Below are 16,640 nucleotides of genomic sequence, written 5' to 3' on the forward strand. Positions count from 1 at the left end.
TTGTTTACATTTATTTACGCTATCTCTATTATCGATGTTTAAAGAGAATAAATGCTATGGCAGTGTATCTCTAAGCGAAGCTTAGAATTATCATAAATGTGACAAATAATCAAGTTATGCTGGTAAACTAGCTGCTGAGCGCTCAGGCGATCGCATTTTTTAGCTATTTTTTCCAGAAAATCCATGTTGTTTCAGCACATCTAGCTGCGAACAGTGCCAATAATCAATGTGAGAAACAATTAAACCTTCCGAGTTGAGACGTAATTCACTCCAGCCAGAAATGGAAATTCTGGGTTTCCAAGGTAGGGGACTATTCCAACTGAGTGTCCACTCGGTTTTAATGGTGTCTCCTAATAATTGAATGTCATGTAAATCCATGTGGGGATTGAGAAAAAAAGTTTTGATGAAATTAATCATCAACTTGTAGAGGGTGACACCACGAAATTTAAAAACAGCATCTTGAAAATAAACATCTGCTGCATAAATACTGTAAGTTTGATTTACAGGAAATCTTTGATAGTCTTCTTTGAGAATTTGAATTATATCCATAGCACCCCATAGCACCGGAAATATTTGCGATCGCGAAGTTTACACTTGTATTTCATTCCACAAACGTTCTAGTTGATACCGCCATACAGCTAGGACTTGTTCTCGCGCTTCTTGAGTTTGCTCAATTTCTCCTAGTAACCCTTCTGTATAAAAACGTTCGAGATTTTGCATTGTAGATTGGAGAGATTGTCCTTGTTTTTTGGCTGCTTGGACAATTTGTCTGATGCGATTTTCAATTAATCGATGGAAAACATCATTTAAACCAGCTTCATGTAAAGATATGAGGTGAGCGATCGCCCTGGACAAATCCTCACTTGTCAAAGTGGCGTTGTTATGCTGAAACACTCCCCACATTGCTCCTTGATACAAGGCATAGCGTACTTCCTGAGTTTGATCAAAGTTGGCTTCGAGAAACTGTTCTAGGAATGGTTGTGCTGCTTCAATGGGCACAATGGGTAATAAAACTCGCAACCATGTATCATCTTCGGAGAGCAATACCAACAGCCGAAAATTAGCAGTTTCTACTTGCCACGATCCAGGTGCGATCGCAGCAACAGCTACTTTACCAAACAATTTTGTTAAGTTACCCGCAATTTCTTCCGGTTTCATAGGTGATTTTAAACTATCACCTCTAGATTACCGCTTTCGGGTATCACAACTGCCTTGCTGCTGACAGGATTACTTTCTTGGCTAAATCTGTCTATTGGGCGATCGCTTCAGTCATCACAAATGCTATTTAAAAAACCTTTCCTTAATATTTGCTGACTTTTATCTTACCAACATAATCAAAGCGATTCTCGATCAACTCCGTAATTTTATTTTCTAAGCTCAAACTGAGTACATTATTGCCAGACAAACTAACATATATAGTTAAGTCACAATCAGATTGGATGACATTAAAAAGCTCAATTTGCTGGATCTCCGCATCTTGATTGGCTAATTTTTGCTCTAATAAAAGCTGATACACATCTTTAGCTAAAGCGTTTTCCTCCGGTAAAGTTTTTCCCTGGCGTATTTGACATTTGGGATTGGATGCATCTGGATTTTTTGGACTGATATTTACATCTTTGGGTGGTTGAATAGCTATGTAACCCAGAAATCCCATCAGGAGACACACTATTAAACCCACAGTTTTTCTCAAACTTAGCCGTCTTTTACTTTGATTGGCGTTCTGTAAATTGTGTTTAATTTCTTCTAATCGCTGTAAAATTTCTTCTGGATTTTTTGGTCTCTCTTCTGGAGACCAAGCCATTAAACTATCGATTAAATCTGCTAAAGAATTTGATAATTTGGGAACTAGGTTACGCCAAAGCAGTTTTCTATCTCTTCCTTCAGGTAATTCATTGGGAGCTTTACCTGTTAATAAATGCACAAAAGTACGCCCTAAAGCATAAAAATCAGATTGAGGTACAGGCTTACCTTTTTCTTGTTCTGGAGCGACATATCCCTTAGTACCAATTCTGCTAATACTTTTCCTAGTTAAAACAGCTTCTGTAATCGATCTAATAGCCTCAATTCCAATTAATACTATCTCTTCATTCTTGCTTCTCAACATGATATTGCTCGGTTTGATATCACGATGAAAGAAATTTTTTTGATGAAGATTGCCTAAAATTACTGTTAGCTGTTCTAACAAATTAATTACTTGCTGTTCGCTCAAAAAGCGATGATTTCCACTTTCCAGTAATTGTTGCAAATCAAATCCGCCAATTTTTTCCATTACCAAACAATAAGCTACCATCTGATTCGCAATATTTATCGGGAAGTATCCTCCCGGATCTACTTGCGGTAATCCAGGAAACCAATGCTTTACTAAAACATATGCTCCGCGGTTAAACCGGGAGATTGCTTCTTCATTATCTGTATATAAAACTTTAATGACTTTGGGATTTCCGCCATCAATTGTATCAATGGCATCATAAACCATAGACTCTTTAATTTGGCGTTGATTTAATATACCAATTACCCGATAACGCCCATTTAAGAGTAAATCAGAACCACAGTCTTCGCAATAAATTTCGTTAAAATTCTTGGGTTTGTGTAGGCATTTTAGATTAATACATAAGCAAGTAGGTTGTTTGGAGTCGGAAGATTTGAATGATTCAAAGATTGCCATTATTTTGGGAATGATGATGGAATAAAGATGGGTAAAGATACAAATAAATTATTTATGTTTTAGAGTAAATTCCTGATAAAAACATCAATTAAAACTATGCCAACATATAATTTAAAATATTTTTTACTCACCCTGAATAGTCTTCATTAGCTGAAAAATAAGCAAATTTATTCTTTAAAGGAAATTTCTATACAATCTAGCTATGGAATCATTCCGATAATTTTCCCACTTTTCATGGAAATGATTCATGAATTTATAAAGATTTATAGACCTCCTCTAAAGCAAAAATTTAGGGTAATATAAAATACTTTACTAAATTTATAAACAAGTCCTAATATCTACTAGTATGTATTTTCAATTATATTATGATTGCTTAGTCATCATTTGAATCCGGTGCAAGCTTGTTAAAAGTTTTACTTTTAAAATATCTAATATCCAAGTATAAATAAGTTATAAATAAATCCATCCACTTGTCCGCGCAAAATACTCTGTTTATCTATGCCTAAGTTAAAAAGCCAGAAAGCGAAGCAAACACAAAGTCGGCTTTTTCAGTATGCTCTCTTACCTGTGTTAACCTCATTGATCCTGGTTTGCATCTCTCATGCTACGGTTGCTCAAACTTCTCCCTCCGCCAGTTCTAAAGTATCTGATAATACTCAGTGGGTTTTGTTAACAGGATGCTTAGTGTTCTTTATGAACTCAGGCTTCGCTATGTTAGAGTCTGGCTTTTGTCGCCGGGCTAATGCCATAACTGTCTTAGCCAAAAACCTAATTGTATTTGCTATTGCTGCTTTAGCTTTTTGGATTTTAGGTTTTGGTTTTATGTTTGGCGATGGGAGTGAATTCATCGGGACAACAGGTTTTTTGTTACAAGGTTATGACAATAGTCCTGCAATCCAAAAAGATTACCAAGGAGTTTTTGATTCATTAAGCTGGGCGGCGATTCCTCTGAGTGCTAAATTTTTCTTTCAGTTAACTTTTGCTGGTACTGCTGCAACTATTGTTTCCGGGGCGGTAGCTGAAAGAATTAAGTTCGCTGTATTTATGATTTTCAGCTTTTTCTTAGTTTTAAGTTATTCCATCACTGGTCATTGGATTTGGGGAGGTGGTTTTCTCTACACCCTAGGTTTTAGAGATTTTGCTGGTTCAACGGTGGTTCACTCAGTTGGTGGTTGGGCTGCTTTGATCGGAACTGTTTTGTTAAGACCGCGTTTGGGAAAATATCGAAAATTCAATCCAGATGAAAAACGTTCTTGGCGACGAACAAGCTTTTACGGCAAAAAAATTGTTGCTGTACCAGGACATAATCTCAGTGCTGCAACTCTCGGTTGTTTTATTCTTTGGCTTGGTTGGTATGGTTTTAACGCTGGTTCCACACTAACAGTTAATTCCGAAGCGATCGCTCATATTATTGTCACTACTCTCATGGCTGGTGCAATGGGAGCAATTGGCGCTACTTTTTGGTCTTGGCAATTTTATGAGAAACCTAGTCTCTCATTTATGATTAACGGTATTTTAGCTGGTTGTGTGAGTATTACCGCTTCTTGTGCTTTTGTTAATATTCCCAGTGCAGTATTGATCGGCTTTATTGGTGGGGCGCTGGTTGTTTACGCGGCTGTTATTTTAGATAAGTGCGAAATTGACGATCCCGTAGGGGCTATTTCTGTTCATCTGGTTTGCGGAATCTGGGGAACCATAGCAGTAGGGCTGTTTAGTCAAAATCCTAGCAGTTATACCTGGGCTAAAGAATTTTTTACTCACGAAAGCTCGTTACAAGGCGGGTTATTTTTTGGTGGTGGGACAAATCTTTTATTTGCCCAACTAGTGGGCATTGTACTGGTTAGTGAGTTTACAGTCATATTTAGCGCGATCGCCTGGATTGGGATCAGCTATTTTATGTACCTTGTTTCCCGTAAATCTACTTCGGAATTTAAAATTTCCAAATTTTTACGAGTTTTACCTCAAGAAGAAGTTATCGGTCTAGATAGTTTATTTGCTGAAGGTAGTGACATCCAGAAACTCAAGCAAGAATACATCGAGACACAAAAGCAAAAGCGTTATTGGCAACGCAAACGCAATCTTGGTAAATAATCAAATATCTTTTTACCCTATGCCCAATGCCCCATTCCCATTACTTTTTATATATCAAAAAGACTGAACCAATAGCCCCAGGATTTTCTACATAAATTTTATTGTTGTAATATAATCCTGGCGACATTCCCCCATCAAATAAAATGCCTTCTTGAATAATGCCCAAACAATTATTCCGCGCAATACCTTCGAGAACATCATCAAATTTATCTGGTAATAGTTCTTGATTAATTGAGGAAAATTCAATATTTGAATTAGCTTTAGCATCATTCACTAATAAAATCACATAACCTTTGTCTGTGACAGCAGCTAAAGAACGATTAGTAGCTTGCTTACAAGCAAATTCTCCCAAATCTGCACAAATATCCTTAAACTTACCGCCACGATAAAATCTGCCATTACCTCCTACTAAGTTGTAATTAAGAATTTCATTGCTTCTTCTTCCAGCCTGGATAGTGGCTTTTCTCTCTTGAGGTTTACCTCCAGATATACCAAAAGAAGAACGTTTAGTTTTAAAGGCTCCGGAATAATCAAAGCCGCGAGAAATATTCAATCCTTGGGGTTTATTATCTGTATCTATATAATCGGCATTAATAGCAGCTATTGGCTTTTGTCCGTTTAATTGCGAATTCTCATCTGTGATAATTTCGCGAAATTGTTTTGGTATGTATTCTTTGCGTAATCTTCCTTGATTATCTTTAGCGTAGAGTTTATGTGCCAATCCCACATTTACTTTAAAATCTAATTTTGGCGATCGGGGATTAAAAATAATTACATGATTGATACCTTTAGCAAATTTTTTGCCCTGGTTATTAGTTTGAAAAAACTCAATACTAAAATTAGCATTTTTGCCAGCACAAGCAGTCGTTTTCGCTGGCTCTTGAGCTGCATTAGATTCCAGATTTTTACAGCCTGATAATAAATTCAGCAAAATTCCCAAAATAGATATTAAGAAGAATCTCGACATATTTAGATAAATCCCATACTTTTACAAATACAAAAACTCGCTACAGAATTACTATAGCGAGTAAAAAATTGATTATTCAATCTGGAGTAAATTTACAGTGCGGTTAGCAAGCCCTGTAATTGAGAATCTCTCATTAAGACAGCCATTCTAAAACAGCTTCGTCTTTGGTATTGGTATTGCGAGATGGGGTTTCACGTTCAAACTTCATGTGAATTGAGCGGGTTTGCTCGCCATCAGCCGCAACAGCCAAGATAGGATAGTCAATTAGACCATCTTGGAAGGACATCTGGAAGCGGAATGTACCATCGGGATTGAGCTTGATTGGACGACCGCCAATGGTTACGGTAGCATCTGGTTCAGTTGCACCGTAGACAATCAATTCAGCATCCGCAATTAACCAGAACTTGCGGGGACGCATAGGTACAGCAGAAGCGGAGAAGCCTACACCAGACATACCTACACCAGACATGTTTAACCCAGAGGTAGTGGGAACTGCCCACATACCTACACCCGATGGGAAAATGTAGGAGCTGATGGCTTGTTCTGGAGGTACAGAGCCAGCTACGTGCTGCATGGAACCAAACAGAGAACCTGCAACTCGTTGCGCTTCCGCAGATTCCGCCATCCCAAAGATTTGGTCGTAAATCGGGTTACCACCGTTAGCATAAGCTGTTGTGGCAATCTTCTTAGCTGGGGGAACCAATTCGTAAACAGTCTTACCGCGCAACTCTTCTTCAAAGTTGACTGTGACGAAAACGTCTTCAATCCAGTCGGAAGGATACACAGGAGGAATGTGGACTCGCGCCGAACGAGCTAGGACTAACCAACGGCCATCAACAGCACGATAACCGATATCGATTACATAATCGCGATCGCTCACGGGAACTGGTAAATACCATTCTCTCGCCAATTCATCCGCAGGATATTCTTGCAGGCTGTGGGGGCTTTGGTAATCAAGATTGATGTCGGTTACATCGTAAATCCGCAGCGCTAGCTGTTGTCCTCCTTGACGACGCAATTCTTGTTTATGTTCGTTGGGAACATCCCAGTAGGTGTAAGCCCATTGAGGATCGCGGGGTAAAAGTACAATCCGGCTTTCACCGTAACCAGCAGGTAGATCTCCTAGTCCTTCATCAACATCAGCGAGAGAACCACCATTACGATCTACTTGACCTAACTCGAATTTTGCTGCTTCCACGGTTTCCTGTGCCTCCAGTGAATGAGATGAACTAAGCGAAAACTTGTTGCGCTGAACTTCCTGAATTGATGCTAATAATTGGGATTTACGCATCCGGCTGTAGCGAGAAATTCCATATTCACTTGCTACTCTACGTAATTGCCGCAGTGTCATCTCCTCTAGCGGCGGGCGTTCTTTTGCCATTAATTTGGACTCCAGTAGTTTGAAAGGTAATTTATTTCGTCTGGTTACAGAATGTTATTTAACATCTCATCTACTCCAGATGAATTTCTTATTCCTGGCTCCTGGTCTTGCCCAGTGTTGTAGTTTTTTAAACTGGTATTAAATACTCCCTTTCAATTCCTAGTCATGCCTCAGCATTTTTTTGGGATCAATTGGAGTTCTTGTTTAATAAATATTAAGCAATAACCCTGTGTAGGGATCAAGGGGGCGCAAGACGCTTTTTCGGCATTTTCACGAATCTATCAGCCCTTTGGGGATCGTATTGTGATGAAACCATGACATTCAAATTCTCTGTTAATGGCATTTCAACTTTAATATCAAGATTCCATGACAAAAACTTCAGCAGCAGTCACAGCAGAAAATCAAAACAGTCTCCAGCAGTAGTTTCACTGGGAAAAACAGCGTCAATAACTCCTTAAGGGACTTACAAATAAAAAAATTATCAATCGCTATGCAGGCAGAGGGGCAGGGGGAGTAAAGAAAAATCTGATTAAATAAATTGGGTAATTTATTCTCTGGAAATCCCCTAAAACCTATTTTGAAAATTTTTGGGTGATACCGCGAAGATATCACCCAGTTAAACAGTTATTGGTTTGGGAGTGAACTGAAGAGGCTACGTCCACTCAGTCAAACTCTCTATTATTCACAATAGTAGCTAGCAGAAAACTTTCTTAGGAATGAACAGCTGCTAAAAGATCATGCTGATCTTGTTGATGACTGACATACTCTGAATACGCCAAACATCGTCTTGCCGAACCAAATTATACCTAACTCGTAAAGTCTCGTCAGAAGACTTCTGGATTTGACCATTTTGATAAAACTGTGTAACTTCCTTCACCGTAGCTTCGACACTGGCGCGCTTCGATTCGGGATCGGTTTTTTCTACAGATTCTACCTTCAAATTATGCTCATATTGGCGGTAGCGGTTCGCGGCCTTTTCTCCTTGGGCAATTGACTGCCATAAATCTAAAGATGAACCAGTTAAAATCTGCCGCAAACTATCAACATCATGATTTGGCCCTAAAGCTGCTGCTTTAGTGGATAACCAACTCCGAATCACTTCTTCTGCGGTTGCAGTAGTTAAAGACCCCTCTGGTGTTTGTGGTTTGGTGTCTTTGTCAGGAATCTCTATTGGTGGATTATTAATCGCTATGGATAATGGATTTTCTGGTAACGATGGTACTGGGTATAAAAGATCTCTGACAAATCCAAAGGTGGTGGAGACTATGAACCAAAAAACAGCTATGACTACCAGAGAAATCAACACAGTCCACAATAGACGCATTTTTCCTCCTAAAGAATTAGCCAAATTGCGCCTTCTTTGGGGATGACGATGTTCTCTGTTTACCGCGGGATTGGGCTTGCGTTTTTTGCGCTGTTGTGGCTGTCCAGGTGCAGTCACCCTAGCTGAACCATTCATGCTCTGATGCGGTTCTCTAATGCGTTCCGCAGATGGAAACTGTGATACTGGGTTTTCTGGTGTTTTGCTTCTACCGGATGTGGAAGCAGATGACTTGTTCCATCTCGATGGAGAGAAGTTGGGAGACTCCAGCCTTTCCCTAGAAGGATTAGCAGGTAAATCTGGGTCAATTGTTCTGCCGTGATGGAATTGTCGAGAAAATCCCGGAGAATTGTTGGTATGGCTACTGTTTGTTTGCGGAGGCGACAAAGGCTGTCGGTTGATCGCAGACCATTCATTAGTTGGTTCTGCATCCGTGGGTAAAGCTTCTAAATAGGTTTGTACCTGTGGTTCAGCAAAGTAGCTTTTGAGAGAAGCTGGCTGTTTTGTCAAATCGCGAAAGTGGGGAAAAACTTCATGTTGTAACCACTGTTCGCCATATAGACAGAGTCCAGGTAACAAATCTGGAGATTCTTGAGATTTTTCGCGAATAAAAGCTAAAGCTTCGTATTCTTGACTCAGTTCTAAAACACGGGTGGCCTCTTCAGTTTGTCCCAGTAAAAGGGCACACAGTGATTGTTCTAAATGAACATCTTGGCGCTTACCCAAACGCATCAGCATTTGCTTGGCTTGACGGATCAAAGCTGGTTGACGTTGCACAAATCCCCGTGCTATCAAGGCATAAACGGCCAAATAAGTAGCAACAGCAGAAGGACGTTTGCTTTCTGCTTCAAATAACTTGTGTTGTTCTGCAACTGTTAAGTGGTAGCGCAATTGCTGGATAAATCGCAGGAAGTCATCTATGTTCAGACCGGATTCATCATTGCCATTGCCATCGATGCCACCGCGATCGTCTAAAATGCTCTGCAATAATTCCAACCCTTGGCTGCGTTCGGCAGTGTTGGTTTCTGCTAAAGCTAGTAATTCCAGAATCCGATACGGTCGCAATTTATAAAGATCAGCCTGAATTTCTGCTTGAACGCTAGCAAATAAGCCTTCACGAGACAGTACTTCTAGACCAGTTTCTAGGGAATTGGCAGCATTTTCATAATGACCTTGTTGCCATTGTTCTCGACCCAGTTCTAGACAAGCTAAAGCGATGGTCAAAACAATGTCAGGCCGATCTTCTTGGGACGCTTCGCTGGCAAGATTATTTTGTGTTGTAGCCTTTGCTGCACTGCTTTTATGAACTAAGTAAGGGCGACCAAGTTTGAGTACAATTTCGTACTCGCCTAGGTCTTGCAAAATCAGTAAAGCACCAACTAATTCGTCTTGAGAAATTTCGATGCTGAGATTGTGTGAGTCATTCCCACCATGATTATGTCCTGGTGGATGTTCAACTGCTACGGTCGCAGAGGCAGTACCATCAGGGTCATAGGCATGGGCAAGATACAGCTGATCGTAACTGCTACGTTCTTTTGGATCTGATAAAACCACGTAAGCTTCTTCTATAAGTTGTTTGCGCGAAGAAATTGCTGCTTGAGAATACTCACGCCGCGGCAATTGTACAATGCGATCGCTGTATGCTTGCCGCAATTGTTCCTGACTTGCCGCTAACGGTAGTCCTAAAATTCGGTAGTAATCTAGCGGAATTCGCACAGCCTACTTCCCCTGCACCACGATCAACATAAATTCATCTAGAGCATTCCAGGCATGTAAAACCGTGCCATAATAATACCGTGTTGACTTTACACCACAAGTGTATATTGCAACAACCTGTTTTGTGTTTTCCCGAAATTTGAGTCATATTCTAGTACCTATATTTTGCCTTCGCCTATAAAGCTTCAGCTTTTTGTTTTAATTCTTAGTATTTTGATTTTTGATACCTGATATCACCTTTATATACCATCAAAAATTTCTGGTTTTCTCAGTGATGTCAGTCTCAAAGTTGTGTATTTAGCAATATTCTGACTATCCCATACAGGAGATAGTATTATCCTAAGTAAGTCAAGTTAACTTTTTATACTTTACTCAAATTTAGGTGTATCCTATTTCTGGTAAAGCTTACCGGATAGCATCAAGCATAGCTTCAGGAATCAAAGCTATGCTGAATACACTGAGTCTTTCTGGTGTAAACCAGACAGACGAACTTGACTAAAATATTATGTTTTTGATTTATCTTCAATAGGGTGAGTATTGCTATTTTGGCTTTAAGGCTACATTTTGGTGTAGACATGCTCAACCAATTCACAATAGTTACTAAATCTAAATCAATCAACACTTGCGTGTTGATTTTACCAGATGGCACACTACCACTAAAATACAGCTACTGTATAGCGATCGCTTCCTCGCTGGTGAGAAACATCTTATTTCATGTCTGGGAAATTTAATGATTGATTTTTTTAAGAATTTCTCAATGAATGCCTTTGCATCCCGTGGGATAATTAATGCTTGGTAGATTTCCTACTGATAACTAGAGAGAAAAATCATATCATTACTAGATTTAAATTACAATTATCTACCTGAGCATTTATTCAGATTAGGCAGTTTCATCCTGGTTTTTGCCAAATTGTTCGTGGCTATGCAGAAAGCAAGCTATCCTGGTTGGTAGCTTATAAAGGGGTGCGGAGTTAACTTCACAGAGTGGTTGAGACTGTAGGCTACTATCCTCACAAAACCTGGGCGAAAAAATTGATAATTAAAAATTAAAAGTAAAAAATTCACCCATTCCCTAATGTTCATTTAGGTAAATATGGTTTGAGCATTGACTTTGGTAAACACTAGCCTGTTAAATAGCTAATGCTCAATCAAAGCCAGTTCTGGAAAATTCTCAAAATCCCAATCCCAGGGGGGATAAGGTTTTTGTCAGTTGTCAGGCTTGAGGTTTGTTAAACCCTTACTAGTTGTCAGTTGTCCAAAAATCTGCCAGTACTACCACAGTTTTCTCTGGGGAAAATAAAAAACAAAACGGGGCGATCGCGATCGGATGGGGCATTGAACTCCTGCCAAAAACAACTGACAATTGACAAAGCGCAAAGTCGAGTTAGTTTTATAGGCTAGTCTCCTGACTTGAACGAACTGGTATTGATTTGAGGAACCCTCAGAGCGGATGGTAGTTCATTTAAGTGGCGGAACATTGCCAATGGACTGTTTCAACTTTGTCAGAAAGGACAACTGACAACTAAAGCGCGGTAAATTTCATTTTGATGCGACAGGGATACTAAACAAATAATGGTTCAAGAACGCACATTACCCACTTTTAATACCGCTAAAGTTCAGATTACCAAAGAAGAAGGCTTGCGGTTGTACGAGGACATGGTTCTCGGCAGATCTTTTGAAGACAAATGCGCCGAAATGTACTACCGGGGCAAAATGTTTGGTTTTGTCCATTTATACAACGGTCAAGAAGCAGTTTCTACTGGCGTGATTCAGGGGGCGATGCGACCAGGAGAGGATTATGTATCCAGTACCTACCGCGACCACGTTCACGCTTTGAGTGCGGGAGTTCCAGCCAGAGAGGTAATGGCAGAGTTATTTGGTAAAGCCACAGGTTGTAGCAAAGGCCGTGGTGGTTCCATGCACATGTTTTCTGCGGAACATCGCTTATTAGGTGGCTATGCTTTTGTGGCTGAAGGTATTCCTGTAGCATCTGGCGCAGCTTTTCAAAGTAAATACCGCCGCGAAGTATTGGGAGACCAAAGTGCTGACCAAGTAACAGCTTGCTTTTTTGGCGATGGTGCAGCCAACAACGGTCAGTTTTTTGAAACCTTAAATATGGCAGCTTTATGGAAACTGCCAATTCTTTTTGTGGTAGAAAATAATAAGTGGGCAATTGGCATGGCTCACGATCGCGCCACTTCTGACCCAGAAATCTACAAAAAAGCCAGCGTGTTCAACATGGCAGGTGTGGAAGTAGACGGGATGGATGTTTTGGCTGTGCGTGCCGTCGCCCAAGAAGCCGTCGCCCGCGCCCGTGCAGGTGAAGGGCCGACCTTAATTGAAGCGTTAACTTACCGTTTTCGCGGTCACTCCCTAGCAGACCCAGACGAACTACGCAGCAAAGCTGAGAAAGAATTCTGGTTTGCCCGTGACCCAATTAAGAAGTTGGCAGCTTATTTAGTGGAACACAATTTAGCAACTCAAGAAGAACTCAAAGATATCGATCGCAAAATTCAGGCACTCATTGAAGACGCAGTGAAATTCGCTGAAAGTAGCCCTGAACCAGATCCTAGTGAGTTATATCGTTTCGTGTTCGCAGAAGACGAGTAGATAAGGGTTAGGCTTCGGCTCCGCTCAGCCGAACGGGGCTAGGGAAGGGGGACAAGGAATTTTAGATTTTAGATTTGCGATAGCGCAGCGTTAGCGAGTCCGCGAGCGTCTTTTGGATTTCAATCTAAAATCTAAAATCCAAAATCCAAAATTGTTTCTCTGCCCAATGCCCCATGCCCCATACCTATTAAGGAGAAATTTGTGTTTTCGATAGCAACTCAACAGCAGCAATACAAAACCTATATTCTTTCTGATGAAACTGCTGGTTCTCAGATAGAAGTTGTTCCCGAACGGGGGGGTATTATTACCCGTTGGCGCGTCCAAGGGCAAGAAATTCTCTATTTAGATGCAGAACGCTTTACTCATCCTGATTTGAGCGTTAGGGGTGGAATTCCGATTTTATTTCCGATTTGCGGGAATTTACCGGATAACACTTACACCTATAACGGTCAAACCTATAGCTTGAAACAGCATGGTTTTGCCCGTGATTTACCTTGGCAAGTTGTTGACCAAGTAACAAGCGATCGCGCTAGTCTAACTTTAGTCCTCAACAGCAACGAACAAACACGCGCTGTTTATCCGTTTGAGTTTCAACTGGCTTTTACCTATGAACTCCAAGGTAATACCCTAGCAATTCACCAGCAGTATCAGAATTTGTCCACTGTGCCATTGCCTTTTTCGATGGGCTTCCATCCCTACTTTGTGACTGCTGATAAAGATCAACTAGAGGTTTCCATCCCTTCTAGAGAATTTCAAGACCAAAAAACTAAACAAATTCATCCCTTTGATGGTAAATTTGATTTTGGTCTGGATGAAATCGACGTTGCCTTTAAGCAGCTAACTAGTCAATCTGCTTCTGTGGTAGATAACAGCAGAAAATTAAGGTTGACATTAGATTACGGCAAAGAATATCCTATATTGGTCTTTTGGACAGTTAAGGGTAAAGAATTCTATTGTCTAGAGCCTTGGAGTGCGCCCCGCAACTCGCTCAACAGTGGCGAACATCTGACTGTTCTAGAGCCAGGTACTAGTTACCAAGCATCTGTAAAGTTAACAGGTAATTTCTTCTAAAACCCCTTTACAAAACTACAGATGTCTGTGCTATAATCAGCAAGTTGCGAAAACAACGGAACGGGTCGCTAACTCAACGGTAGAGTACTCGGCTTTTAACCGATTAGTTCCGGGTTCGAATCCCGGGCGACCCATTTACAAGAAAACAATGCTCGCCTTGACTCGAAAGTAGAGGCGAGTTTTGTTTTTAGGGAGAAATTGTGGATGCGATCGCCTAAGACTGATAATAAAATTCCTTAGACTTGAGTCTAGTTGAAAAATGCTTCCTCTCTAGAAGAGGCGATCGCGCTTAGATAACGTAAAAAGTACAGTCAAAATAGTTGCAACGAAATCAAGCGATCGCTCTAACGAATGGTGATGGTGTGTTCCCATCACAGAAATCTGGTTTTAGATGAAATGTTATCTGAAGGAAAGTACCTTACCAAAGAGATGCGATCGCACCGTCCCTATTCGCCCCTATTTTCATAAGCTCTTGACGTTGCTTGTTCAAGTCGCTCAAACCTATGGCGCTCAACACCGTACGCCAAGTTTAAGGCATCAAGTATAAAGTTCAAGTTATTAACATAACCTCGGAAAGCATAACGAGGTCTCCTTGCTTCATCATAAATGAGCTGCATATCTTCTGGGCTTATTGCATATTGGGAACCTGCTTCCTCAAGCTGTTGGGCTGTAAACTCACTGAGTCGTTCTGCTAATTCGGCTTTAGCTGCGTATCCCGATTGCTCACTCAGGAGAGAGATTACCAGTTCTCGTGCATCTTCGATATACTGCGTATTACCTCTCATCGTGTTACCAATGTCTATACCTGCAATTCGTCCTATTTGCATACCTGCACCATCAACCCAGTTAATGAGTTCGACACCAAGAATGTCAGTATCATTATTCCGAACACCCTCTGAAAATCTCTGTTCAAACCATCGGTGCCAAGATCCATTACCTCGTACATATTCCCGCTCTTTCCAATGTCTAACCGCTCTGAAAAGCTGACCAGCTAAATTCGTATCTACTTCAAGCGGGTGTAGCTCAAAAACTCTTCTGATTTTTGATTCAATATTGTATAAATCAACGCTATCTGGATTTATCGGTATTACACTTCTTCGTCTACTTCTACGATTATGACGAGCTGCTCTGGCAGTAGCAACCATTTCAGCATAAACCTGTGTTTCATAGAAGAGGCTTAGTAAACTAGCAATGGCTGCAACGCCAACAATTACCCTTTGAGGGCGATGTGCTTCAGGATGTCCACCCCTCAGATCGCGAGGGCCTACATGTGGTGCCACAAGGTCAACAAATTCAATACCTTGTCTCCGCAGTGTGTCTGTTACTCCTTGAGCCAAGCCAGCAGCATTACTAACAATTATGCGTACACGTCCTGGAGGAGAGCTACCGCTAGAAATGGACGCACGCGTTTGTCTTAAAAGTCTAAGAATATCCTGTCGATTACGCAGTTCTTGAGCTGACATGCCCTCAACTTGTCCAATCAGACGAGAAATATTGTTTTCCAAATTTCGGGTAATGGCACTTGCACTACTTATACTCCTTGACGTGCTGATAGCTTTATTATCAAGAATATGCAATTCGCGAGTCCGAGTATTGTAAGCTACGCCGTCTAGTCCAGGTTGTGTAACGCCATGGCCACCGGCTCCACTTGGGCCTTCAATGAAAATCCAACCATTTTCACGACTGTAAGCAAAACCCATTGTTTGCTCACCTATATGACCTCTCGCATGAGGTGGATACATTGGATGAGGTACTGGAATACCGCTTTGTCCTTGGTGTTCAACAAAAGCTTCCTCAACCTGCTGATCGGTTTCAGGATCAAGGTCATCCCTTTGTAATACTTGTCTACTAGTATTTTGCTGCACTACATGGGTTAATTCATGGGCTGTCAACTCATTATTCCCTGGTGCTTTCCCTTCGCCAAAATAAACATCACTACCATGAGTAAACGCCTGTGCGCTCAAATCTCGGTTCATCTGTACAGCTTCCCGATTGGTATGCACCCGCACCTGGCTGAAGTCAAAACCAAATCTGGGTTCCATAAAACTTCGCACTTCACTTGATAATGGACTCCCCCCGCCTTTACTACTATTTAGCTGACTTTCAATACTATCCCCCGCTTCCAAGCTGCTATTACTAGCTCTTTGTAATATCTGTCTTTGGATAGATGTATTTAAAGGTTTAGGTTTAATTTTATCTTCTTCCTCTGATATAGCCTCCCGTTGCACTACTGGAGATGTGTTTGGCACTTCCTCTAATGATTTTTGCCGTTGTACAGTGGGTGCTGGCATTGACATGACTTGGTGCGCCATCATGTCGGCTTCTTGTTCATACTTATCCCCCACTTCTCCCACCGTCAATTTTGCTTGGGGATGACGCACAGGTATGCGGCTAATGTCATGACTAATTGGCTTTTCTTTGAATGCTTCTTGTTCTGATGATTGCTCATCATTAGACTGTATTTCTTGCAGTTCAGTTGATACGTCAGCTGCTGTTTGAATTACATTATTTGTTGGTAAACCAAAGCCGCGCACCGGATTCGCTAGTTTTGTAGTTGTAGGTGAAACAAGAGATGAATGCGCAAAAGTTGATGGGGTTGCTTTCTTGGCTGCAAAGGTGCGCTCTCTCATCTCTACCTCCATTAATGGCTGATACGGTGCATATTTTGATAAATTTTATACTTTTTATAGAAGCGATCGCTATCGACTTAAGTATAACCCGTATTCCGCACTTCATTATGAAGCATAAAGAACTACATAGCTGTACTGAAGCAAAAGGTAAATAATAATACAATTAAAAACCAGGAACCAGACATTTA

Annotated in this window: 11 protein-coding genes and 1 tRNA gene; 5 read left to right on the top strand and 7 right to left on the bottom strand. The window is 40.8% G+C overall.

The genetic code is table 11. The annotated features are described in order from the left end of the window. Positions 1–159 precede the first annotated feature (159 nt). The 3 genes from H6G41_RS25665 to H6G41_RS25675 all read right to left on the bottom strand — a co-directional run bounded on the left by H6G41_RS25665 (position 160) and on the right by H6G41_RS25675 (position 2,665). Positions 160–549, bottom strand: coding sequence for a DUF2358 domain-containing protein (locus H6G41_RS25665; protein ID WP_190749926.1), 390 nt, complete (start codon positions 547–549; stop codon positions 160–162). Between the two features lie 39 nt (positions 550–588). After that, the gene (locus H6G41_RS25670) at positions 589–1,158 is read right to left on the bottom strand and encodes a hypothetical protein (protein WP_190749928.1); all 570 of its coding nucleotides are present in this window, start codon (positions 1,156–1,158) and stop codon (positions 589–591) included. 142 nt (positions 1,159–1,300) lie between these two features. Further along, positions 1,301–2,665 carry a serine/threonine-protein kinase gene (locus H6G41_RS25675; RefSeq protein ID WP_190749930.1) on the bottom strand — a complete coding sequence of 455 codons (1,365 nt, stop codon included), beginning with the start codon at positions 2,663–2,665 and terminating at the stop codon, positions 1,301–1,303. Positions 2,666–3,163: 498 nt separating this feature from the next. On the opposite strand from H6G41_RS25675, the gene H6G41_RS25680 reads away from it, so the two are divergent. Beyond that, entirely contained in the window at positions 3,164–4,756 is a 1,593-nt protein-coding gene (locus H6G41_RS25680) for an ammonium transporter (protein ID WP_190749931.1), read from the top strand. Between the two features lie 40 nt (positions 4,757–4,796). On the opposite strand, the gene H6G41_RS25685 is transcribed toward H6G41_RS25680, so the two are convergent. The 3 genes from H6G41_RS25685 to H6G41_RS25695 form a co-directional block, all read right to left on the bottom strand. Then, complete coding sequence (locus H6G41_RS25685) at positions 4,797–5,723, bottom strand: phosphodiester glycosidase family protein (protein WP_190749933.1); 927 nt, start codon at positions 5,721–5,723, stop codon at positions 4,797–4,799. A gap of 133 nt (positions 5,724–5,856) precedes the next feature. Beyond that, positions 5,857–7,104: a DUF4912 domain-containing protein gene (locus tag H6G41_RS25690; RefSeq protein WP_190749935.1), complete on the bottom strand. Its 1,248-nt coding sequence runs from the start codon at positions 7,102–7,104 to the stop codon at positions 5,857–5,859. A gap of 727 nt (positions 7,105–7,831) precedes the next feature. After that, the gene (locus H6G41_RS25695; protein ID WP_190749937.1) at positions 7,832–10,141 is read right to left on the bottom strand and encodes an IMS domain-containing protein; all 2,310 of its coding nucleotides are present in this window, start codon (positions 10,139–10,141) and stop codon (positions 7,832–7,834) included. A gap of 530 nt (positions 10,142–10,671) precedes the next feature. Between H6G41_RS25695 and H6G41_RS25700 the strand changes: the two genes are divergently transcribed. The 4 genes from H6G41_RS25700 (at position 10,672) to H6G41_RS25715 (ending at position 13,956) form a co-directional block, all read left to right on the top strand. After that, positions 10,672–10,872 carry a hypothetical protein gene (locus H6G41_RS25700; protein ID WP_190749939.1) on the top strand — a complete coding sequence of 67 codons (201 nt, stop codon included), beginning with the start codon at positions 10,672–10,674 and terminating at the stop codon, positions 10,870–10,872. An 841-nt stretch (positions 10,873–11,713) separates the two neighbouring features. Then, positions 11,714–12,751: a pyruvate dehydrogenase (acetyl-transferring) E1 component subunit alpha gene (gene pdhA, locus H6G41_RS25705; RefSeq protein WP_190749941.1), complete on the top strand. Its 1,038-nt coding sequence runs from the start codon at positions 11,714–11,716 to the stop codon at positions 12,749–12,751. 201 nt (positions 12,752–12,952) lie between these two features. Continuing rightward, the gene (locus H6G41_RS25710; RefSeq protein ID WP_190749943.1) at positions 12,953–13,822 is read left to right on the top strand and encodes an aldose epimerase; all 870 of its coding nucleotides are present in this window, start codon (positions 12,953–12,955) and stop codon (positions 13,820–13,822) included. Positions 13,823–13,884: 62 nt separating this feature from the next. After that, a tRNA-Lys gene (locus tag H6G41_RS25715) sits at positions 13,885–13,956 on the top strand. 312 nt (positions 13,957–14,268) lie between these two features. Here the strand turns inward: H6G41_RS25715 and H6G41_RS25720 are convergent. Then, positions 14,269–16,452, bottom strand: a complete 2,184-nt coding sequence (locus tag H6G41_RS25720) for a DUF4157 domain-containing protein (RefSeq protein ID WP_190749945.1) — start codon at positions 16,450–16,452, stop codon at positions 14,269–14,271. Positions 16,453–16,640: the final 188 nt, after the last annotated feature.

The organism is Tolypothrix sp. FACHB-123 (assembly GCF_014697075.1).
Taxonomy (GTDB): Bacteria; Cyanobacteriota; Cyanobacteriia; order Cyanobacteriales; family Nostocaceae; genus Aulosira.

Coding starts and splice junctions, on each gene's coding strand:
- pdhA (WP_190749941.1), top strand. CDS start 11,714: ATGGTTCAAGAACGCACATTACCCACTTTTAATACCGCTAAAGTTCAG.
- H6G41_RS25680 (WP_190749931.1), top strand. CDS start 3,164: ATGCCTAAGTTAAAAAGCCAGAAAGCGAAGCAAACACAAAGTCGGCTT.
- H6G41_RS25670 (WP_190749928.1), bottom strand. CDS start 1,158: ATGAAACCGGAAGAAATTGCGGGTAACTTAACAAAATTGTTTGGTAAA.
- H6G41_RS25665 (WP_190749926.1), bottom strand. CDS start 549: ATGGATATAATTCAAATTCTCAAAGAAGACTATCAAAGATTTCCTGTA.
- H6G41_RS25690 (WP_190749935.1), bottom strand. CDS start 7,104: ATGGCAAAAGAACGCCCGCCGCTAGAGGAGATGACACTGCGGCAATTA.
- H6G41_RS25685 (WP_190749933.1), bottom strand. CDS start 5,723: ATGTCGAGATTCTTCTTAATATCTATTTTGGGAATTTTGCTGAATTTA.
- H6G41_RS25720 (WP_190749945.1), bottom strand. CDS start 16,452: ATGAGAGAGCGCACCTTTGCAGCCAAGAAAGCAACCCCATCAACTTTT.
- H6G41_RS25675 (WP_190749930.1), bottom strand. CDS start 2,665: ATGGCAATCTTTGAATCATTCAAATCTTCCGACTCCAAACAACCTACT.